The following is a 21096-nucleotide window of genomic DNA, read 5'->3' as shown; positions in this document are numbered from 1 at the left end:
GACGACATCCCGGTGCCACCACCCCGCGCGGCCGCACGTCTTACGGCACCACAGGGCCGCACCCCTCGCACATCCGCCCGCACGTTCGCATCATCCGCTGTTTCCCAGCGGTGCCGGCCTGGTTGGTGGCACTCTGCTGAGCAGTAGATACGCAAAGTAGAGGCATGCAAGCCGGAGGTGCACGTCCCGTGGCGTCCAGTGTCAATCCCACCGTCAGGCGACGCCGTCTTGGCCAGGAGCTCCGTCGGCTCCGCGAGCTCAAGGGCATGACAGCCGAGGAGGTCGCCGAGCGCCTGCTCGTCTCGCAGTCGAAGATCAGCCGTCTGGAGAACGGCCGCCGCTCGATCAGCCAGCGCGACGTCCGTGATCTGTGCGGTGTCTACGAGGTCGAGGACCACCGGGTCGTCGACTCCCTCATGCAGATGGCCAAGGACTCGCGCCAGCAGGGCTGGTGGCACTCCTTCGGCGACATCCCCTACAGCGTGTACATCGGCCTGGAAACGGACGCCGCGTCCCTGCGCGTGTACGACCCGCAGGTCGTCCCCGGCCTGCTGCAGACCCGGGCGTACGCGGAGGCGCTGATCACCGGCGCGCTCCCGGAGACCACGCCGACCGACATCGAGAAGCGCGTCCAGGTGCGCATGCGCCGTCAGGAGCGCATCGCGGCGCCGGACAATCCGCTGCGCCTGTGGACCGTCCTCGACGAGTCGGCGCTGCGCCGCGTCGTCGGCTCCCGCCATCTGATGCGCGACCAGCTGGAGCATCTCGTCGAGCAGTCCCAGCTGCCGCACGTGACGGTCCAGGTGATCCCCTTCGAGATGGGCGCGCACCCGGGGCTCAACGGTCAGTACGCGATCCTCGAATTCCCCGACGCGGCCGACTCCAGCGTCGTCTACATCGAGGGCGTCACCAGCGACCTGTATCTGGAGAAGGCGAACGACGTCCAGCAGTACAGCGTCATGTACGAGCACCTGCGCGCCCAGGCGCTCAACGTCGAGCAGTCCAGACAGCTCATCGCGGACATCTCGAAGGACTACGCCCGCTGATCACGGCCCTTTCGAGCGAAAGCGCCGCACAGTACACCCTTGTCACGCCGGCGCGGAAGTCCCCCCTGGTATATGCCATCCGGTTGAGTGAACGATCCCTTCACGCCACGATGTTGGCGAGTAGCGTCATTCTCGCCATCGAGCAGGAACGTTGGCGCCACCGCAGGAATGCGGCGACAGCAACTCATCAACTGGAAGAACCGGAGCGGACATGGCAATTCAGCAGGGTACTTCGCACACGTGGGTCAAGTCCTCCTATTCCACCGGAAACGGCGCGTGCGTCGAGGTGAAGTCTCCGGTGCGACACGGGATTTCCGTCCGCGACTCCAAGGTCGCCGAGGGCCCGGTCCTGGCCTTCCCCGCCGAGTCGTGGAACGCGTTCGTCACCGACGTGAGCCGGGGGGCTGCCGACCTCGCGTGAGACGACAGCGCGCAGCAGCGAAGAACTCGATGACAGAACCACACAGGCACCACCGTTTTGAGCCCTCTCGACTGGCCCGCCGTCCCGGCCGAGGGGGCTCGGCCCTGCCCGGACGAGACCTCGGACGAGACCCCTGACGCGGCCCCGGACGCGGCCCCGGACGCGGCCCCGGACGCGGCCCCGGACCGCTTCAGCGCAGCGCGTCGACGTAGGCATCCGTCCCCGGCACCGTGGGAATGAACGGGGCCACCAGCTCCACGCGCCCGAGCCCCGACTCCGCCACGGCCTCGTCCCGCCCGGTGAAGTGCGCCTCCCAGCACTCCCGCGGGTCCTCCTGGAGGAACCACAGCAGCGTCAGCCGGGTGTCGACGCCCTCGACCTGTTTCACGTACGTCATCCGGTCCCCCGGCAGCGGCGTCGGCCGGAAGAGCGTGACCATCGCGGCCGGTGAGCCGGCGAGCACGCGCGGCAGGTGCCGGGCCCTCAGCCACTCCAGCAACTCGTCGCGTGCCCCCGGCCCTTCGGCGTCGACGACCTCCAGGACGAGCCCTTCGTAGGGATGGTCGAGCGCGTGGAAGTCGCGCGGGCCTGCCGCGCCGTCGCGGTAGACGGTCGCCTCGTGGTCCTGGAAGGCGGTGAAGACGTGCGTGCGGTCCCGGTAGACCCGGCCGTCTCGGTTGAGGCGCTTGTTGATGCCGACGGTCCACTTCATGTGGTCGTCGTAGCGGCCGTCCGTCACCCAGTACGTGGAGAGGTAGCACCCCGAGGTGACCGGCTCCGCCACGGCGGACTTGGCGGGGTAGCGCAGGAGCTGGAGCTCGCGCGTGGCCACCCAGCGGCGCCCCGCGTACATCCAGGGCATGGCCATCGCGCCCGCGTAGTAGTGGTCGTCCTCGTACCAGCGGTTGTACGCGTACTCGTGCCCCGGATGCGGTTCGACCATGGTGATCAGGGCGTGCCCCGGGTGCACGCCGTAGGGTCCGGCGGCGGCCAGCTCGGCGTAGACGTCGCTCCGGGTGTCCGCGCGACCGCCCGCACTGGGTTCAGCACTCACGTCTCTCCCCTGCCTCTCTCTTCCTTCCTCCGGTGGTCGCCCATACTCTGACGCCCCGTCAGTAAAACTGCCAGAGCCGGGAGGCGCCCCATGCCGTCGTCGCTCCTCGAGGGAAAGACCGTCGTCGTCTCGGGCGTCGGCGCCGGGCTCGGCCATCAGGTCGCGGCGGCCGTCGTGCGCGACGGCGGAAACGCCGTGCTCGGGGCGCGCACGGCGGCGAACCTCGCCAAGTCGGCCGCGGAGATCGACCCCGGCGGGACCCGCACCGCCCACCTGCCCACCGACATCACGGACGAGGAGCAGTGCCGTGCGCTGGCCGGGCTCGCCCGCGACCGCTTCGGCGGGATCGACGCGGTCGTCCACGTCGCCGCGTGGGACAGCTGCTTCGGCGGCCTGGAGGACGCGGACTTCGCCACGTGGCAGCAGGTCCTCGACGTCAATCTGCTCGGCACCCTGCGCATGACGCGCGCGTGCCTGCCCGCGCTCAGGGAGCGGCACGGCGGCTCGGTGGTCATCATCGGCACGCAGTCGGCGATCGCGGCGCCCTCACAGGTGCGGCAGGCCGCGTACGCGGCGTCGAAGGGGGCGCTGACGTCGGCGATGTACTCCCTCGCCCACGAGGTGGGGCCGGACCGCATCCGGGTCAACACCGTGCTGCCGGGGTGGATGTGGGGGCCGCCCGTCGAGGCGTACGTGCGGTTCACCTCGCAGAGCGAGGGGGTCTCCGAGGCGGAGGTCCGGGGGCGGCTCGCCTCCCGGATGGCTCTGCCCGAGCTGGCCACGGACGGCGACGTCGCGGACGCCGTGGTCTTTCTCGCATCCGATCGGGCGCGCGCCATCACGGGGCAGTCCCTCCTGGTCAACGCGGGGGAGTTGATGCGGTAGCCGTCTGCCCGGCGGATCGGTCACGCCTGAAGGCGCCCCTGGAAAGGGGCGCCTTTTCCATGCCCTTACCCTACCGCTCTGATCAGATACATGAACACAGATCAGCAAACAGAACGATTTTACTTGCTTTTGACCATACCCCCAGTTGTCGCCGCCCGGCGCCCGAACCCACGATGAGCGGGCACTTCCGTGGCACTGGCGAAGTGCGAGCCAGTTATGCGCAGTTCACCAGGCGGACCCCTGGAGGGCCATATGAACAGTCTCGACTGGGCCGTGCTCATCGGCTACTTCGGCGTGATGGTCGCGATCGGCGTGTGGTCCCACAAGCGGGTCGACAACGTCAGCGACTTCTTCACGGCCGGCGGGAAGATGCCCTGGTGGCTGTCGGGCATCTCCCACCACATGTCCGGCTACAGCGCGGTGATGTTCACCGGGTACGCGGGCATCGCGTACACCTACGGCGTGACGTCCTTCGTCACCTGGTCCTTCCCCATCGCGCTCGGCATCGCCATCGGCGCGCGGCTCTTCGCCCCCCGCATCAACCGGCTGCGCTCACGGCTGCACGTCGCCTCCCCGCTGGAGTACCTGAAGAACCGCTACGACCTCAAGACCCAGCAGGCGCTGGCCTGGTCCGGCATGCTCCTGAAGATCGTGGACGTGGGCGCCAAGTGGGCCGCGATCGCGACGCTGCTCTCCGTCTTCACCGGCGTCTCCCTCAACCAGGGCATCCTCATCACCGGTGTCATCACCGCGATCTACTGCACCATCGGCGGGCTGTGGGCCGACGCGCTCACCGAGCTGGGACAGTTCGTGATCCAGCTCCTGGCCGGTGTCGCGATGTTCGTCGCCGTGGTGATGGAGCTCAACGACATGGGCATCGGCTTCTTCGGCGCCTGGGACGAGCCGGCCCTGCAAGGTCACGAGAAGCCGCTCGTCGGCCCGTACGGCACGGTGTTCCTGCTCGCGTTCCTCTTCATCAAGCTCTTCGAGTACAACGGCGGCATGCTCAACCAGGCGCAGCGCTACATGGCGACCGCCAACGCCAAGGAGGCCGCGCGCTCCGCCAAGCTCTCCGCGATCCTGTGGCTGGTCTGGCCCGTGGTGCTGTTCTTCCCCATGTGGATGTCGCCGCTCCTGGTGGACTCGAAGAAGCCGGACGGCTCGGACTCGTACGGCCTGATGACCGAACAGCTTCTGCCGCACGGTCTGTTGGGCCTCGTCATCGTCGGCTTCTTCTCGCACACCATGGCCATGTGCTCCTCCGACGCCAACGCCATCGCGGCCGTCTTCACGCGGGACTGCGCGCCGGTCCTGTCGGCCAAGGCGCGCGCCTGGAACGAGCGTTCGGGTCTGATCGCGGCACGCGTCACGACGGTCGTCTTCCTCGGCCTGTCCATGGCGGCGGCCACGCAGGTCAATTCACCCGCGTTCGGGGACATCATCACCGTCGTGATCAAGTGGGTGGCCGGGCTGATGGGCCCGATGGCCATCCCGATGATGCTGGGCCTGCTGCGGCCGTTCCGCCGCTCCGGGCCGACGGCCGCGCTCACCAGTTGGGCCATGGGGCTGCTCGCCTTCTGGCTGGTCAACTACCCGATCAGCTGGAACGTCGAGGGCGGCGTCCCGCTCCAGTACCAGGTGTCCATCCCGCTGGCGGTGTCGCTGGTCCTGTACATCCTCATCGGCTACCTCAAGCCGGAGGACACCCCCGAGCGGGACGCGCTCATCGAGCGCATCAACACGGACGACGACGGCTCCGCGGGAGCGGCTGCTGTGCCCGCTCCTGCGGAGCCGCGGGACGGCGCGGTGGCGGCGCCGTCCAAGGACTGACGTACGCCCCGTCAGGGGCGCGGGGAACTGCGCGGCCAGCCACACGAAAAGCCGCAGCCGCCACTGCGGGAGATCCCGGCAGACGCGACTGCGGCTCTTCTGTGGTTGCTCGCGCAGTTCCCCGCGCCCCTGAGGAGACTCCGGCGCGGCCCGCGCAGAGGGCGACCCCTAGGGGCGCGGGGAACTGCGCGGCCAGCCACACGAAAAGCCGCAGCCGCCGCTGCGGGAGAACCCGGCAGACGCGACTGCGGCTCTTCTGTGGTTGCTCGCGCCGTTCTCCGCGCCCCTTAAGGGGCGCTCAGACCCCGGCGCGTTCCGGTGCCGCCGCCGGGGCCGTCGGAGGGGTGGACTCTGCGAGCTTTCGCAGCGGCGGCGTACGCGGGGCGTGCTGGGCGGTGAGGCCGGCCAGGGACACCGCCACGACCAGGACGAAAGCCGCACCCGCGATGGCGAAGCTCAGCGTGAACTGGCTCTCCTGCGGCAGGGCGGGCATCCCCTCCGGCAGCGCGATGGTCTTCGAGGCGAGCAGCGAGGTGATCATCGCGCTCGCGACGGCGCTGCCGACCGAGCGGGAGATCGAGTTGATGCCGTTGGCGATGCCCGTCTGGTGGGCCGGGACGCTGGCCACGATGAGCGCGGGCATCGAGGCGTAGCCGAAGCTGATGGCCAGGCCGATGACCATGCCCGCGCCGATGACGGAGGCGCTGGTGCCGTGCGCCAGGGTCAGCCAGGCGAAGCCGATCACGCCGAAGGCGGCGCCGGTGGCGAGGGTGAGGCGGGCGCCGATCCGGCGGACCAGGATGCCGCCGAACTGGGCGCCGAGGAGCGAGACGATCGTGGTCGGCAGGAGGTAGACGACGGAGGCGCCGAGCACCGAGGCGCCGAAGCCGTACCCGGCCACGTCCTCGGGCATCTGCACGAGGTACGAGACGCCGATGAACTGGGCGAACATCGCGAAGCCGAGCAGCAGTCCGGCCAGGTTGGTGAAGAGGACCGGCCGGTGGGCGAACATCTTCATGTCGACCATCGGCTCCTTCACCTTCAGCTCGGTCAGGACCCACACGGCCGCCATGACGACCGCGCCCGCGAAGGCGCCGAGGGTGCGGCCGGAGGTCCAGCCCCACTCGTGGCCCTGCGAGATCGGCAGGAGCAGCAGGACGAGGAGCAGCGCCAGCGTGCCCGCGCCCAGCCAGTCGGTCCGGCCACCGGTCTTCGAGCGCGAGGCGGGGACGGCGAACACGACGCCGACGAGCGCCACCACGGCGAGGACGACCGCGAGCCAGAAGACCCGGTGGTAGTCGGGGTCGGCGCCCTGGGTCAGCAGGCCCGCGCCGACCAGGGCGAGGCCGCTGCCGAACGCCAGGGTGCCGCTGACCAGCGCCATCGCTCCGGGCAGCTTGGCCGGCCTGATCTCCTCGCGGAGCACGGAGAGGGCCAGCGGGAAGATCGCGGTGGCGGCGCCCTGCATGATCCGGCCGACGATGAGCCAGGTCAGGGAGGACGTGGTGGCGGCGAGCACGGAGCCCGCGATCATCACGAGCAGCACCCCGATGAGGGTGGGCTTCTTGCCGTGCATGTCGCCGAAGCGGCCGAGCAGCGGTGTGAAGACGGCGGCCGAGAGGAGGGTGGCGGTGGTCACCCAGCTGACGCCGGCGGTGGTGGCGTTGAGGTCGTTCTGGATGATCGACAGGATCGGGACGACCAGGGTCTGCATCATCGAGACGACCATGGCGGCGAGCCCGAGCACCAGGACGACGGCGGTCTGTCCGGTGGGTCTCGGCGGGGCCGCGTGCTGTGCGTGGAACACGGTGACTTCTTCTTCCGACTGCTCGAACCGGCTGCCCGACGGGCCGCCCGACTACTTAAGAATCTCGATACTTGAGTACGTCAAGTAACGTACAAGAAGGTAAGCCTCAATATTTGAGATCGTCAAGTTTCATGGCGTAAGGTGGCTCACATGTCTGGAACTCCCCGCGTCGACACGGCTCAGCTCATGGAGCTGCTGGCGGTCTCCCTCGGTGCCTATTACGGAGACTTCACGGAGGCCGCGGCGCGTGAGAACCTCACCGCGAGCCAGGGCAAGACGCTGAGCGTGCTGCGCCGGCGGCCCGCCGCGATGCGGGAGCTCGCCCGGACGCTGTCGTGCGACGCCTCGAACGTGACGGGCATCATCGACCGTCTGGAGAAGCGCGGCCTCGTGCACCGGGAGCCGAGCCCCACGGACCGCCGGGTGAAGAACGTGGTCCTGACCCCCGAGGGCGAGCGGGCCGTCGACGCGATCCGCGCCAACATGCACACCACGCAGGCCGGCCTCGCCGCGCTGGACGAAACCGAGCGCGCCACCCTGCACGACCTGCTGAGCCGCACCTTCGAGCCCGGCCGGTAGGGCTGGTCAGGCGCGCGGGTAGCGGGCCAGCCAGCCGGGCGACGAGAGCGCGGGACCGTGCAGCGCCGGCCCCTGCGTCATCTCCATCGCGAAGTCGTCCGCCAGCTCCAGAACGGTGGGCCTGCCCTCCAGCTCCGTGAGCCACCCCGGCGGCAGCGCGGTCTCCCCGTGCAGCGCGCCGAGCAGCGCCCCGCAGAGCGCGCCGCAGTCCGCCGAAGGGCCGCCGTGGTTGACGGCGAGCCGCAGCCCGTGCCGGATGTCCTCGCCGACCAGGGCGCAGTACACGGCGGCGGCCAGCGCGCCCTCGGCCGTCCCTTCCGTGAGGAGTTCCTCCACGCGCGCGGGCGTCGGCATGCCCTGCCGTACGGCGCCCAGCGCGTGCCGGAGCGCGTCCGTCACGGGCGGATGTCCGGGCCGGGTGGCGAGGAGGGCCAGGCACCGCTGGATCGCGCCGTCGAGGGACTCCCCGCGGGCGAGACCGTGCACGATGACGGCGTGGGCGCCCGCCGTGAGGTGGGCGGTGGGGTGGCCGTGCGTCTGGACGGCGGACTCGACGGCGAGCTGCAGGACGAGTTGCGGCTCCCAGCCGACGAGGAGGCCGATGGGCGCGGCCCTGACGGCGGCCTCGGGGCCGCGGTCGTCGGGGTTCTTCGGGGCGTCGAGGGTGCCCATCGTCTGGTCGCCGAGTCCGACGAGGCAGGCGCGGGACGGGTCGCGCCGCGTGTACAGCCACTCCTCGCGGGCCAGCCAGCCGTCCTCCTTGCGCCGCTCGTCCGGGCCCCAGTCGCTCTGGGTGGCGGCCCAGCGGCGGTAGGCGCGGTGCAGGTCGGTCGGCGGGTGCCAGGCGCCGGTGTCGCGCCGCACCTGGGCGCGTATGAGCCCGTCGACGGTGAAGAGGGTGAGCTGGGTGGCGGCGGTCACGGCACCCCGGCGGCCGTACGCCGGGGCCGGCTCGGTGAGCCCGTCGGCGCCGTGCGCCTCGCGGATCGCGTCGAGGGACAGACGGGCCACGGGCGCGCCCAGGGCGTCGCCGACGGCGGCGCCGAGAAGAGTGCCGCGCACCCGGCTGCGGAAGTCCTGCTGCTCGGCGCGGCCCCAGACACCGGTGGCCGCTGCGGTACCCACGCGGGCCTCCCTCCGTGCAGTGACTGATGTGCGGTGACGTACGACAACGTGCCTTGACGTACGACGAGGTGCCTTGACGTACGACAACGTGCCTTGACGTGCGACGACGTGCCTCGTCGCACCTCGGCGGTCGTGCCTCGACCGATTGCGACTGCGCAGCACTGTAATCGAACGGGAACGATCGCTTCAGGCGCCAAGTGGTATGCGAAGAGTTGCCCCTGAGGTCGCTTTTGGACGACGTTCACGGGAGCTTCGCAGTCGCTACGAAACCCCGATGTCCCTGCCGTTCCCGCTTCCTAGAATCCCTCCGATGGACACCTTCCGCGCCGCGCGCGCCCGAGACCGCCGCTCCACCGCCCTGCGCATACTCGACGCCTTGCGGCTCACCGAACGCTGGCAGCCGTTCGGCGACCCCGTCCTGGTCGGCTCCGTCGCCCTGGACCTGGTCGTCGAGCCCGACATCGACCTGGAGATCTACTGCGACGCGCCGTCCGTGGCGCAGGGCTTCGCCGCGCTCGCGCCGTGCGCGGAGCTGCCCGGCGTACGCGGGATGCGGTTCGCCAACGCCCTCGACCTGGACGACCAGGGCCTGTACTGGCGGCTCGACTACGAGGCGCCGTCCGGCGGGACCTGGCAGATCGACATGTGGCTGCTCGCCCACGACCACCCGGGCCCCCGCGCCGCCGACCTGGTCGCCCCGGTGCGCGCGGCACTCACCGACGGGACCCGCGACGCCGTCCTCGCCGTCAAGGAGGGCGCGGCCGAACGGGGCGAGCCGCTGCCCGGGGTGTGGGTGTACCAGGCGGTCATGGACCACGGAGTGCGTACGTACGAGGAGTTCGTCAAGTGGCGCGCGGGGACGCCGACGGACGGTCTGACGTTCTGGCGCCCGGGGCGGTGAGGCGCTCCTTCTGCTCCCGCGCCCACGCGTAGTCCGGATCGGCCCGCAGCGCCTCGTCGAGGGAGGCCAGTGCCTCCTGTACGAGGTTCAGGGCCTCCAGGGACAGGGCTCTGCTGCCCCATGCCCACGCGTAGCCGGGGTCGAGGGCGAGTGCCGTGTCGTATGCGGCGACGGCTTCCTCGTGGCGGTCCGCGAAGCGCAGGATGTCGCCCCGGTCGCCGTGGGCACCCGGCGCGTCCGGGGCGAGTTCGTGGACGCGGTCGAGGTCGGCGAGGGCGCCGGGCAGGTCGCCGAGGGCCTGTCGGACGCGGGCTCTGCGGGCCAGCGCCCAGGCGTATTCGGGCCACAGGTCGATCGCGCGGTCCAGGTCGTCCAGGGCTTCGCGGGGGCGGCCGAGGACGAACTTGGCCTGGCCGCGGCTGCCCAGGGTCAGCGGCTCCCGCGGGTCGATGGCGTGCGCCCGGTCCAGCCAGGGCAGGGCCTCGTCCGGGCGGCCCATGCGGCGGTACGTCTCCCCGCGGTCCCGTGCCACCCACTCCGCGCCCGGCACCACCTCGTCGGCCGCGGCCAGGTGCCGGAGCGCCGTCTCGTGTTCGCCCAGGGCCCGGCAGGTGATGGCCAGGCCGTGGTGGCCCCACGGGTCGCCGGGGTCGAGGGCGACGGCACGCTCGTGGTCGGCGATGGCCTCGCGCAGCCTGCCGAGGTGGAAGAGGCGCAGGCCGTGCGCGTTGTACGCGGCGACGCGGCCCGCGTCGTCGAGCCCCGCACGGGAGAGGAACAGCTCCAATACCTGGAGTGCGCCCAGGCGTTCGTCGGTGAAGGCGGCCCGGCAGTCGTCGGACCAGGACCGCAGGTGGTCCGCGCCCGTGTCCTCGGCGGCGTCGGTCACCGCCCGCGCCCACTCGCGGGCCACCGCCGTGCCCCCGCGGCAGGCGTCGATGCCCTCGCGCAGCGCGCCGGGCAGTGCGGCGCGCGGCCCCGCGCACAGCGAGTGGTACAGCTCCTCGACGCGCAGCGCACGCCACTCCGGCCGCGTCCAGGGGCGGCCCGGCGTGCCACGGAACTCATCCTCCAGCGCGCCGCGCCGTCGCCCGTACAGCTCTGCGAGCCGCGTGTGGCCCGAACTCCACAGCTGTGGCGCGGTGTTGCGGCGCAGGCGCAGCATCGGGGCGCGTACGACGTCGTGGTAGCGGGCGGCGCCCCTGCGGTCGGCCCGCACGAACGGCATGGTGCGCAGCCACGCGTACAGCTCCGCCGGTCCGTCGCCGCCCCCGCCGGCGGCGGCCCGCACGATCTCCTCGTCGAGGCGCCTCGGCAGCGCGCAGTCCAGGGCGGCCGTGCGCCGCACCGGGTCCGGTTCCCACTTCAGGAAGCGCTCCACGGCCGTGGCGCTGGGGTCGCCGACGTCGTCGGGCGCCGCGGGGCCCGTCTCGGCGAGGGTGGAGACGAGGACGGGCAGCCGCCCCGAAAGACGGAGGACCTCGGCGACGACGGGTTCCTCGGTGACACCCTTCGCGGCGAGGAGGCCGCGCGCCTCGCTCTCCGTGAAGGGCCGCAGCGGCAGTTCGGCGGCGAAGTCCGCGGCGCCGTCCCAGCGGTCCGGGTCGAGGGGCCGCTGCCCCGCGGTCACCACGACGACGCAGGCGGGGAGTTCGCCGTACCGGTCCGTCGTCATCACGTCGTACAGCCAGCGGTCGAGGAACGGCGCCGTCCGCTCGTACGTGTCGAAGAGCAGCACGAGCCACGGCACGGTGTCCGCCGCGCCGGCCAGCTCGTCGAGGAGCACGGGCGTCAGCACGCGCTCCGGTTCCAGGACGAGGCGGGCGTCCTCCTGGCTGCGGAAGCGGGCCCGCAGCCGGTCCGCGCCGAGCGCGAGCCGGTCCGCGTCGACGGCGCCCGCGAGGGCACCGACGACCGGCACCATGCCGAGCCCGACGACGCCCGCCCGCGCCATGGCCGCGCTGCCCGTCGAGGGCATGTCGGGCTCGGCGGGTTCGCGGGCGGCGGCCACGACGGCCTCGTGGGCGCGCTGCCGGTGCTGGGCGAGGGCGCGCTCCAGGGACTTCAAGGTCCGCCCCTGCTGGGCGCATTGCGCGGCGATCTCGGCGAGGGCGGAAGGAATGTCCTGCGCCCCGTCGTCCACGTAGGCGGTCAGGGCACCGAGATCCGTGGCGAGTTGGGCCATCTCGCGCACGAGCGAGGTCTTGCCGACGCCCGCCGGGCCGTGCACGTGGAAGAGGAAGCGGTGCCGTTCGTCCTCGGGCGGCACCTCGAAGTTCTCCCTGAAGAGCCGGAGCTCCTCGCGCCGCCCCACGAAGCCTGCCCGCCGCCTGCGCCGGATGAGCTCCTGCATCGACACCCTCGTCCGCGCCATCCCGCCCCTCCCGTACTCCACGGCCCGCCCCTCCCGTGCTCCACGGCCCGCCCTCAGTCTCACGTATCCGCGCGTGGCGGGAGGTGAACAGTGGCGGTCATCCGCCGAACGTCCGGATCACGTAACGGAGTTCATGCGGTGTACAACCTTCGCTCTCGAGATGTCGTCTCCCGTTACGTCACAGCAGTTCCCGACAGGAGGACCCGTGCCCCGCCGCACACTCATCAGTGCCATCGCCGTGGCCGCGCTGGCAGCCCCGCTCGCGGTCTCCGCCACCTCCGGTACGGCGGTGGCCGCCCCGCAGCCGCCCCGCACCCCGGTGACCGACTTCAACCACGACGGGTACGCCGATCTCGCGGTCGCCGCGCCGGACGGCACCGTCGACGGCGTGGAGAAGGCGGGCTACGTCTCCGTCGTGTACGGCACCGCCTCCGGGCCCGGCACCAAGGGCCACCAGCTCATCAGCCGGGCCACGCCGGGTGTCCCGGGCGAGCTCGCCGGCACGTACGCCTTCGGCTACCAGACGCTCCCCGCCGACCTGGACGGCGACACGTACACCGACCTGCTCGTGACCGGCGGCGACGACAGCGGCAACAAGGCGACCGTCCTGTGGGGTTCCAAGGACGGCCTGACCGGCAAGAACACCCTCCTGCCTTACCGCAACTCCGAGTTCGCCACGGGTGACTTCAACGGCGACGGCAAGCGCGACCTGGTCGTCAACGACGACCCGAGCGACGACCCCGACGTCTCCGGGATGACCATCCAGTACGGCCCGTTCACCCGCGACGGCAAGCCCGCGTCCAAGGACAGCATCACCACGGACGACGGCCCCTCCGGTCTGGCCTCCTTCATCACCGGCGACATGACGGGCGACGGCGTCGACGACATCGTCACCACGCACGGCTTCGAGGAGATGACGCACGACGCCCGCTTCTGGAAGGGCGGCAGGAGCGGTGTCGGCCACACCGCCAAGACGCTTGGCACGGCGTACAGCGGCACGGTCGGCGACGTCGACGGCGACGGGTACGGCGACCTGATCACCCGCGACATCGGCTCCGTCACCGAGGTCATCGACTCCGTCCCGGGCAGCATCACGATCCAGTACGGCAGCTCGAACGGGCCGACCGACGCCCGCAAGAAGGTCATCACCCAGGCCACGGCGGGCGTCCCGGGGGCCAGTGAGGAGAACGACGCGTTCGGCGCCTCCCTCAGCGCGGGCGACGTGAACGGCGACGGCAGGGCCGAGGTCGCCGTCGGCGTCCCCGGCGAGAGCCTCGACGCGAGCACCGGCACCGGCGCGGTCGTCCTCCTCAAGGGCGCCTCCAAGGCCGAAGGCGGCATGACCGGCAAGGGCGCGGTCGCCTACAACCAGTCCACCGCCGGAGTGCCCGGCGTCTCCGAGACCGGCGACGACTTCGGCCGCAAGGTGGCGCTCACCGACCTGAACAAGGACGGCAGGGCCGACCTGACCGCCACGGCTCCCGGCGAGGACGGCACCCACACGGACTCGGGCGCCCTGTGGAACCTCTACGGCTCCACGGGCGGCCTGACCACCACCGGCGCGAGCACGCTCAGCCCGGTGAAGCTCGGCGCCCCCGAGAAGGACGCCAAGTTCGGTCTGCTGCTCGGCAGCTGACCACCACCGCACCACCCGACCACCGACATTCGGTCACCGGACCGACAGACCAAACAGACCGAACAGACCAAGCAGACCGAACAGACCGAACAGACCACTTGAACACGATCTCTCTGGAGTTATCAGTGCGCCGCTCTCTCATAGCCGCCGTGGCCGTCGCCTCGCTCGCGGCCCCGATCGCCCTCGCCACCGCCGGTGCCGCCGCGGCGGCACCCCTGCCGCCGAAGGCCCCCGTCACCGACTTCAACCACGACGGTTACGCCGACCTCGCCATCTCCGCTGCGGGCGGGCCCGACGCCACCGCGCCCGGCCAGGTCTCGATCGTCTACGGCACGCCGTCGGGCCCCGACACCGCGCACGCGAAGACCATCACCCGCGCCACTCCCGGCGTCCCCGGCACCCCGGAGAACGGCGACCGGTTCGGCAACCAGACGGCCGCCGCCGACCTCGACGGCGACGGCTACACCGACCTCGTCGTCAACGGCGGCGGCAAGTCCGTCGTCCTGTGGGGCTCCGCCCAGGGCCTCACCGGCGAGGGCACCGCCGAACTGGCCTCGAACGGCGCGGGCGTCACCGCCGGTGACTTCAACGGCGACGGCAAGCGGGACCTGGTCACGGCCGAGTACCCGGAGCCCGAGGACCCGATGGACAACGACGACCAGGGCATGACCATCGCGTACGGCCCGTTCAAGCGGGACGGCAAGGCCGCGAGCACCCAGCAGATCGTCACGAGCCAGACGTTCGGCCCCGGCGACTTCGTCACGGGCGACGTGACCGGCGACGGCGCCGACGACATCGTCACCAGCCACGGCTTCGAGGAGATGGCGCACAAGAGCCAGCTCTGGAAGGGCGGCAAGGACGGGGTGGCCACCACCTCGCAGAAGCTCGCGCCCTCCGTCGGCGGCGCGGTCGCGGACGTCGACGGTGACGGCTACGGCGACTTCGTCACCCGTGACATCGGCGACAGCTTCGAGGACATGCCGTACCAGAAGGGCACGGTCCTCGTCCGCTACGGCTCGGCGTCCGGCCTCTCGGACCGCAGCACGAAGATCACCCAGGACACCGCGGGCGTCCCCGGCGTCGGTGAGGACGGCGACGAGTTCGGCTCCTCCATCAGCGCGGGCGACGTGAACGGCGACGGCTACGCGGACGTCGCCGTCGGCGTCCCCGGCGAGGACATCGAGTCGGTCGCGGACGCCGGCAGCGTCGTCCTCCTCAAGGGCTCCCGCACCGGCCTGACCGGCACTGGCTCGCAGGCCTTCGACCAGTCCAAGGCCGGTGTCCCGGGCGCCTCCGAGAAGAACGACAAGTTCGGCGGCCAGGTCCTGCTCTCCGACACCAACAAGGACGGCAAGGCCGACCTGACCGTGACCGCTCCCCTGGAGGACGGCGCGTACGCGGACTCGGGCGCCGCCTGGCACCTGCGCGGCTCCGCGAGCGGCCTGACCGTCACGGGCATCACGTCCTTCGGCCCGGCCGCGCTCGGCGCCGTCGACAAGGGCGTCCGCTTCGGGGACTTCCTGGCTCGCTGAGGAACTCGGTGACGATGCGTGGCCCGCGCCGCCACCGGTGGACCGGGTGGCCCAGGTGGCCCTCGTGGCCCTGGTGGGCAGCCGTCGCGTTCGTGGCGCTGATCGCGGCCGGCGTCGTGTTCGGCCGGGACACCGGGGTCGACGAGGGCCACGCCCCGGCGCGCGGCAAGCGGATCGTCACCGACTTCGACGGGGACGGCCACGCGGACCTGGCCGTCCCCGCTCCGCTCAGCACCGTCGGCGGTGTGCGGCGGGCGGGCTCCGTGTCGGTCGTGTACGGCGGGCGGGCGGGGCCCGACATCCGGCGCGCGCAGGTCGTCGACCGTACGGCGAAGGGCCGGCTCGGCGAACTCGCCGCGCGAGAAGAACAGTTCGGCGCCGACGCCGTCGCCCGCGACCTCGACGGCGACGGCTTCACCGACCTCGCGACGGGCCGCACCGTCCTGTGGGGCTCGGCCGACGGCCTCACCACCGGGAGCCGGCTGCCCGCGGGCGGGGTGCGGGGCGGTGACTTCGACGGGGACGGCCACGCGGACCTGCTGGCGGCGGATCTGACCGTGCGGTACGGCCCGTTCGGCCGGGACGGCAAGCCGGACAGGACGGTCCCCAAGCCGCGGTCGTCCTTCGGCGACCAGCAGGTGCCCCGCACCGTCACCGTCGGCGACCTCACCGGCGACGGCCGCGACGACGTGGTCACCGGCCAGGGCTTCGAGGAGATGCAGAACCGCGGTTACTTCTTCCAGGGCCGTTCGAAGGGGCTCGCCCGCGAACCGGTGGAACTGCGCACCTACAACGGCGACGGCGTCGTGGGCGACGTCGACGGCGACGGGTACGGCGATCTCGTCGTGCGCGAGATCGGCCGGGTCGCGGAGGGCCTGGACCAGTTCAAGGGCGAGATCCGCGTGCTGCGCGGCTCACCGGCGGGTCCGAAGGGCGAAGGGACCCTCGTCGACCTGGACACCGCGGGCGTCCCCGGTGTCGCCGCCCCCGGCGACGAATTCGGTGCCGCGCTCGCCGCGGGCGACGTCGACGGCGACCGGCGGGCGGACCTCGCGGTCGGTGTCCCCGGCAGGGGTGGCGGCAAGGGGGGCGTGGTGCTCCTGCGCGGCTCGCGCTCCGGCCTCACGGGCACGGGCGCGGGCTTCTTCGGCCAGGAGACGCCCGGCGTCCCGGGCACGGGCGAGCACGGTGACCGCTTCGGCGGGGCGCTGCGGCTCGCCGACCTGACGGGTGACGGGCGGCCCGAGCTGGTGGTGGGCGCGGCCGGGGAGGACGGCGCGCACCGGGACTCGGGGGCGGTGTGGGTGCTGCGGGGTGCGCCGTCGGGGCCCGTCGCGCGGGGTGCGGCCTCCTTCGGGCCGGCGACGCTCGGTGCGCCCGAGCGGGGCACGGACGGCAGGCTGAGCGAGTGGCCCGGGACGTACTTCGGTGGGGGCTTTCCCGGCTGAGACTTCGGCTGGGGGTTCGTTGAGAGTTCGGCTGTGGGTTCGCTGAGACTTCGAGACTGCGGGTTCCGCTGAGAGTCCGACTGCGGGTTCCGCCGGGAGCTCGACTGCGGGTTCGCTCGGGCTGATCGTGCAGTTCCCCGCGCCCCTCAGGGAGCCCCGGGCCCAGGCCGGCCCCCGGGGCTCCCGTCTCGGCTCTCAGCTCTCGACCACCGGCAGCAGCTCCGGCAGATGCCCGTCCGAAGCCAGTGCCGCCCGTTGCCGCTCCTCCGGCACCTCCCCGTACAGGGTCGTGCGCGGTTTCGCGGGGCGGCCCGCCGCGTCCGCGATGGCGACGAGGTCCTCGACGGACCGGTACGACCCGTAACTGGAGCCCGCCATACGGGAGATGGTCTCTTCCATCAGTGTGCCGCCGAGGTCGTTCGCGCCGGAGCGGAGCATCTCGGCGGCGCCCTCCTGGCCGAGCTTCACCCAGCTGGTCTGGATGTTGGGGATGTGAGGGTGGAGAAGCACGCGCGCCATCGCCGTCACCGCGCGGTTGTCGCGGGTGGTCGGGCCGGGACGGGCGATGCCCGCCAGGTAGACGGGCGCGTTCGTGTGGATGAAGGGCAGCGTCACGAACTCCGTGAAGCCACCGGTCTCCTGCTGGATGCCCGCCAGCGTACGGAAGTGGCCGAGCCAGTGCCGGGGCTGGTCCACGTGGCCGTACATCATCGTGGAGGAGGAGCGGATGCCGAGCTCGTGCGCGGTCTTGACGACCTCGATCCACGTGGCGGTCGGCAGCTTGCCCTTGGTGAGGACCCACCGCACCTCGTCGTCGAGGATCTCGGCGGCCGTCCCCGGGATGGAGTCGAGCCCGGCCTCCTTGGCGGCGGTGAGCCACTCGCGGATCGAGAGGCCGGTGCGGGTCGCACCGTTGACGGCCTCCATGGGCGAGAAGGCGTGCACGTGCATGCCCGGCACGCGCTCCTTCACGGCCCGCGCGATGTCGAAGTAGGCGGTGCCCGGCAGGTCGGGGTGGATGCCGCCCTGCATGCACACCTCGACGGCGCCGACGTCCCAGGCCTGCGCGGCCCGGTCGGCGACCTGGTCGAGGGAGAGCGTGTACGCGTCGGCGTCCGTCCTGCGCTGCGCGAAGGCGCAGAAGCGGCAGCCGGTGTAGCAGACGTTGGTGAAGTTGATGTTGCGCGTGACGATGTACGTGACGTCGTCGCCGTTGACCGTTTTACGGATGTCGTCCGCGATGCCGCACAGCGCGTCGAGCGCGGGCCCGTCGGCGTGCAGCAGCGCGAGCGCCTCGTCGTCGGTGAGCTTCGTCGGATCGTCGGCGGCCTGCTTCAGGGCCGCGCGTACGTCTCCGTCGATGCGGGACGGCACCATGCCGGGCGCGGCCTGCTCGCGCAGGGCCTCCCAGTCGCCGTACACCTCGTCGAAGTCGTCGCGCCGGTCGGAGGTGCGGCCGTCCGTGTCGATGGTGCGGTGCAGGTCGGTGCGGCCGGAGGAGGCGACGTACCCCTCGTCGGGCTCCTGCCAGGGGTGGCCCTCGACCACCGCGTCGGGCCGTGCGAGGCCGGTCTCGGGGTCGGCGAGGGCCCGCAGGTGCGGCAGGAGGCGCGGGTCGAGCCAGGGCTCGCCGCGCTGGACGAACTCCGGGTAGACGCAGAGCCGTTCGGCGAGGCGGAAGCCCGCGGCCGCCGACCGCTCGGCGAGCTCCTCCACCTGGGGCCACGGCTTCTCGGGGTTGACGTGGTCGATCGTGACCGGCGAGACGCCGCCCCAGTCGTCGATGCCGGCGCCGATCAGCCGCTCGTACTCACCGGCGATGAGGTTCGGCGGCGCCTGCAGATTCCCCGCCGGGCCCATGATGTGGCGGGCGACGGCGATCGTGGCGACCAGGTCGTCGATCTCCGCGTCGGGCATGCCGCGCATCGCCGTGTCCGGCTTGGCGCGGAAGTTCTGGATGATCAGTTCCTGGACGCCGTGGTACGAGCGCGCCACGCGGCGCAGCGCGAACAGCGAGTCGGCCCGCTCCTCGTACGTCTCGCCGATCCCGATGAGCAGCCCGCTGGTGAAGGGGACGGACGAACGCCCCGCGTCCTCCAGGACCCGCAGCCGCACAGCGGGTTCCTTGTCCGGGGAGCCGTGGTGCGGCTGCCCCGGCTCGCTCCACAGCCGCTCCGACGTCGTCTCCAGCATCATGCCCATGCTGGGCGCGACGGGCTTCAGCCGCTGGAAGTCCGTCCAGGTCATGACGCCCGGGTTGAGGTGCGGGAGCAGGCCCGTCTCCTCCAGGATGCGGATCGAGATGGCACGGACGTACGCGATGGTGTCGTCGTACCCCTCGGCCTCCAGCCACTCGCGGGCCTCGGGCCAGCGGTCCTCCGGCTTGTCGCCGAGGGTGATGAGGGCTTCCTTGCAGCCGAGTTCGGCGCCGCGCCGCGCGATGTCCAGAACCTCATCCGGGGACATGAACATGCCGTGGCCGTCCCGGCGCAGCTTGCCCGGGACGGTCGCGAAGGTGCAGTAGTGGCACTTGTCGCGGCAGAGCCGGGTGAGCGGGATGAACACGCTCTTCGAGTACGTGATGACGCCCGGCCGGCCCGCCGCGTCGAGCCCCGCGTCCCGCACCCGGGCCGCCGACGCGGTGAGGTCGTCGAGGTCCGCGCCGCGCGCCTGCAGCAGGACCGCGGCTTCCGTCACGTCGAGCGCGACGCCGTCCCTGGCCCTCCTGAGCGCGCGCCGCATGGCGTTCGCGGTGGGTCGTCCGGCCTCCGTGGGCTGCGCGCTGTTGGTCATGTCTCCGAGCATACGAGCGAAAACACCTGCCTCTTCCAGATACTTCCGCTGCTTCCGGTACTTCCGCTGCTTTCGCTGGTTCCGGTACTTCCGCTGCTTCCGCTGCTTCCGCTGCTTCCGGTACTTCCGCTGCTTCCGCTGCTTCCGTCCGCATGGCAGACAGCTGTCACGGGGCCACGTACCGTCCGAGCCCGTCGAGCGCCGCGCACACCTCCGCCTCCCCGCCCGGTGGCAGCTGCACGATCACCTCGTCCACGCCCAGCTCTTCGTAGTACGCGAGCTTGCCCGGGTCCGGTTCGACCGCCGTCACCGCCACATACAAGTCGTCGGCGCCGCGCCCCGCGTCCGTCCACGCGGACCTGAGCGCGGGCAGCGCCTCGCGCAGGCCGCTGCCGCCGATGGGCATCCAGCCGTCCGCGTACTCCGTGATGTGCGCGAACAGGCCAGGACCCGCGGCGCCGCCGATGAGCGTGCGCGGCCCGAACAGCGGGCCCTTCGCGGGCCGTTTCCTCGGCACCCGCCGCGGCTTCGGATGGACCTCGCTGGCCCGTACGGCGCCGAACTCGCTCTCGTACGCCTTCGGGCGGTCCGCCCACAGCGCCCGCATGACCGCCATCCGGTCCCGCACGACCTCCCGGCGCCGCGGCCACGGAACGCCGTGGTCCTCGGCCTCCTCACGGTTCCAGCCGTAGCCGATGCCGAGGGTGACGCGGCCGCCGGAGAGGTGGTCGAGGGTCGCGATCTGCTTCGCGAGGTCGATGGGGTCGTGCTGGGCGACGAGGGCGATGTTCGTGCCGAGGGCGATGCGTCCGGTGACGGCGGCGGCCTGCGCGAGGGCGACGAAGGGGCTGAGCATGCGGGCGCATTCGGGCGGCAGCTCACCGCCCGGGTAGGGCGTCTCGCGCGGGACCGGGATGTGGGTGTGCTCGGGCAGATAGAGCCCGGCGAAGCCGCGCCGCTCCAGTTCCTGGGCCAGGCGTATCGGGGTGATCGTCCTGTCGGTCATGTGGAGCGTCGCGGAGATGCGCACGGAGCCCTCCGGGAGGGTCGGGTCGGCGGACTGTCGGGGCGGCGAACTGTCGAGGTGGCGGACTGTCGGGTCGGCGGACTGTCGGGCCGGGCCCTCTTCCTACCCCCGGAAAGTCGGTTGGTCCATGCCCGTGCGCTCATTAACCTGACGCGCGTGAAGAGACGACGGCAGAAGAAGCTGACCAGGGAGCTCGTGTACGCCGCGTCGCTCGGCGTCACGGGCACGGTCCGCTCCCTGCTGCGCGCCGGAGCCGACCCCGAACTCCCCGACGGCGACGGCACGACGCCCCTGTACGCCGCGTCGGTGCACGGCGCCGCCGACACCGTGGCGGTCCTGCTGCGGGCGGGCGCCCGGCCCGACACCGAGAGCTGCGGGCCCACCGACGGCACGCCGCTGTGCGGGGCCGCCGCCTGGGGCCACGTCGACACGGTCCGCGAACTCCTCGCCCACGGCGCCGACCCGAACCTCCGCGAGGACCACGGCACGGGCGGCACGCCGCTGCGCTGGGCCCGCCAGGGCGCCTCGGGCCCGCACCCGGAGACGGAGGCGGCGCTGCTGGCGGCGGGCGCGACGGAGACGACAGAGACGGCGGAGACGGCGGAGACGGCGGAGACGGCGGAGGCCACTGGTTAGGC

The 21096-nt window shown here is 72.0% G+C and carries 16 protein-coding genes; 10 read left to right on the top strand and 6 right to left on the bottom strand.

Going from position 1 to position 21096, the window contains the following annotated elements; translation table 11 throughout:
• Positions 1-188 precede the first annotated feature (188 nt).
• Both AB0N81_RS04280 and AB0N81_RS04275 read left to right on the top strand, forming a co-directional pair.
• The gene (locus tag AB0N81_RS04280) at positions 189-1046 is read left to right on the top strand and encodes a helix-turn-helix transcriptional regulator (RefSeq protein ID WP_365355495.1); all 858 of its coding nucleotides are present in this window, start codon (positions 189-191) and stop codon (positions 1044-1046) included.
• A gap of 211 nt (positions 1047-1257) precedes the next feature.
• Positions 1258-1467 (top strand): DUF397 domain-containing protein, encoded by a 210-nt coding sequence (locus AB0N81_RS04275; protein WP_365355494.1) that lies wholly within the window; start codon positions 1258-1260, stop codon positions 1465-1467.
• A 190-nt stretch (positions 1468-1657) separates the two neighbouring features.
• Here AB0N81_RS04275 and AB0N81_RS04270 read toward each other — a convergent pair whose 3' ends face one another.
• The gene (locus tag AB0N81_RS04270) at positions 1658-2521 is read right to left on the bottom strand and encodes a hypothetical protein (protein WP_365355493.1); all 864 of its coding nucleotides are present in this window, start codon (positions 2519-2521) and stop codon (positions 1658-1660) included.
• A gap of 90 nt (positions 2522-2611) precedes the next feature.
• On the opposite strand from AB0N81_RS04270, the gene AB0N81_RS04265 reads away from it, so the two are divergent.
• Both AB0N81_RS04265 and AB0N81_RS04260 read left to right on the top strand, forming a co-directional pair.
• Positions 2612-3406: an SDR family oxidoreductase gene (locus AB0N81_RS04265; protein WP_365355492.1), complete on the top strand. Its 795-nt coding sequence runs from the start codon at positions 2612-2614 to the stop codon at positions 3404-3406.
• 252 nt (positions 3407-3658) lie between these two features.
• Positions 3659-5236 carry a sodium:solute symporter family protein gene (locus AB0N81_RS04260; RefSeq protein ID WP_365355490.1) on the top strand — a complete coding sequence of 526 codons (1578 nt, stop codon included), beginning with the start codon at positions 3659-3661 and terminating at the stop codon, positions 5234-5236.
• A 298-nt stretch (positions 5237-5534) separates the two neighbouring features.
• Here AB0N81_RS04260 and AB0N81_RS04255 read toward each other — a convergent pair whose 3' ends face one another.
• Positions 5535-7043, bottom strand: coding sequence for an MFS transporter (locus AB0N81_RS04255; protein WP_365355489.1), 1509 nt, complete (start codon positions 7041-7043; stop codon positions 5535-5537).
• Between the two features lie 150 nt (positions 7044-7193).
• Between AB0N81_RS04255 and AB0N81_RS04250 the strand changes: the two genes are divergently transcribed.
• Positions 7194-7622, top strand: a complete 429-nt coding sequence (locus AB0N81_RS04250) for a MarR family transcriptional regulator (RefSeq protein WP_365355487.1) — start codon at positions 7194-7196, stop codon at positions 7620-7622.
• 6 nt (positions 7623-7628) lie between these two features.
• Here the strand turns inward: AB0N81_RS04250 and AB0N81_RS04245 are convergent, their stop codons facing one another.
• A complete protein-coding gene (locus AB0N81_RS04245; RefSeq protein ID WP_365355485.1) occupies positions 7629-8747 on the bottom strand; it encodes an ADP-ribosylglycohydrolase family protein in 1119 nt (372 codons plus the stop codon).
• Positions 8748-9057: 310 nt separating this feature from the next.
• Here AB0N81_RS04245 and AB0N81_RS04240 point away from each other — a divergent pair, with 310 nt between their 5' ends.
• Complete coding sequence (locus AB0N81_RS04240) at positions 9058-9648, top strand: hypothetical protein (RefSeq protein ID WP_365355483.1); 591 nt, start codon at positions 9058-9060, stop codon at positions 9646-9648.
• Here AB0N81_RS04240 and AB0N81_RS04235 read toward each other — a convergent pair.
• Positions 9590-12001: a tetratricopeptide repeat protein gene (locus AB0N81_RS04235; protein WP_365355481.1), complete on the bottom strand. Its 2412-nt coding sequence runs from the start codon at positions 11999-12001 to the stop codon at positions 9590-9592. The genes AB0N81_RS04240 and AB0N81_RS04235 overlap by 59 nt on opposite strands.
• Positions 12002-12227: 226 nt before the next feature.
• Between AB0N81_RS04235 and AB0N81_RS04230 the strand changes: the two genes are divergently transcribed.
• The 3 genes from AB0N81_RS04230 (at position 12228) to AB0N81_RS04220 (ending at position 16638) form a co-directional block, all read left to right on the top strand.
• Complete coding sequence (locus tag AB0N81_RS04230) at positions 12228-13658, top strand: FG-GAP-like repeat-containing protein (RefSeq protein ID WP_365355479.1); 1431 nt, start codon at positions 12228-12230, stop codon at positions 13656-13658.
• Positions 13659-13783: 125 nt separating this feature from the next.
• Positions 13784-15190 (top strand): FG-GAP-like repeat-containing protein, encoded by a 1407-nt coding sequence (locus tag AB0N81_RS04225; RefSeq protein WP_365355477.1) that lies wholly within the window; start codon positions 13784-13786, stop codon positions 15188-15190.
• A 14-nt stretch (positions 15191-15204) separates the two neighbouring features.
• A complete protein-coding gene (locus AB0N81_RS04220; protein WP_365355675.1) occupies positions 15205-16638 on the top strand; it encodes an esterase in 1434 nt (477 codons plus the stop codon).
• Between the two features lie 195 nt (positions 16639-16833).
• On the opposite strand, the gene AB0N81_RS04215 is transcribed toward AB0N81_RS04220, so the two are convergent.
• Positions 16834-19431: a bifunctional FO biosynthesis protein CofGH gene (locus AB0N81_RS04215; RefSeq protein ID WP_365355475.1), complete on the bottom strand. Its 2598-nt coding sequence runs from the start codon at positions 19429-19431 to the stop codon at positions 16834-16836.
• 166 nt (positions 19432-19597) lie between these two features.
• Positions 19598-20461, bottom strand: coding sequence for a TIGR03619 family F420-dependent LLM class oxidoreductase (locus tag AB0N81_RS04210; RefSeq protein WP_365355474.1), 864 nt, complete (start codon positions 20459-20461; stop codon positions 19598-19600).
• Positions 20462-20614: 153 nt separating this feature from the next.
• On the opposite strand from AB0N81_RS04210, the gene AB0N81_RS04205 reads away from it, so the two are divergent.
• Complete coding sequence (locus tag AB0N81_RS04205) at positions 20615-21094, top strand: ankyrin repeat domain-containing protein (protein ID WP_365355472.1); 480 nt, start codon at positions 20615-20617, stop codon at positions 21092-21094.
• Positions 21095-21096 lie beyond the last annotated feature (2 nt).

The sequence above is a fragment of the Streptomyces sp. NPDC093510 genome (assembly GCF_040683555.1).
Taxonomy (GTDB): domain Bacteria; phylum Actinomycetota; class Actinomycetes; order Streptomycetales; family Streptomycetaceae; genus Streptomyces.
Note: the sequence above shows the minus strand (reverse complement) of the source record. Positions and strands in the feature narration are given on the sequence as shown.

Coding starts and splice junctions, on each gene's coding strand:
- AB0N81_RS04275 (WP_365355494.1), top strand. CDS start 1,258: ATGGCAATTCAGCAGGGTACTTCGCACACGTGGGTCAAGTCCTCCTAT.
- AB0N81_RS04265 (WP_365355492.1), top strand. CDS start 2,612: ATGCCGTCGTCGCTCCTCGAGGGAAAGACCGTCGTCGTCTCGGGCGTC.
- AB0N81_RS04260 (WP_365355490.1), top strand. CDS start 3,659: ATGAACAGTCTCGACTGGGCCGTGCTCATCGGCTACTTCGGCGTGATG.
- AB0N81_RS04250 (WP_365355487.1), top strand. CDS start 7,194: ATGTCTGGAACTCCCCGCGTCGACACGGCTCAGCTCATGGAGCTGCTG.
- AB0N81_RS04240 (WP_365355483.1), top strand. CDS start 9,058: ATGGACACCTTCCGCGCCGCGCGCGCCCGAGACCGCCGCTCCACCGCC.
- AB0N81_RS04235 (WP_365355481.1), bottom strand. CDS start 12,001: ATGCAGGAGCTCATCCGGCGCAGGCGGCGGGCAGGCTTCGTGGGGCGG.
- AB0N81_RS04220 (WP_365355675.1), top strand. CDS start 15,205: ATGCGTGGCCCGCGCCGCCACCGGTGGACCGGGTGGCCCAGGTGGCCC.
- AB0N81_RS04215 (WP_365355475.1), bottom strand. CDS start 19,431: ATGACCAACAGCGCGCAGCCCACGGAGGCCGGACGACCCACCGCGAAC.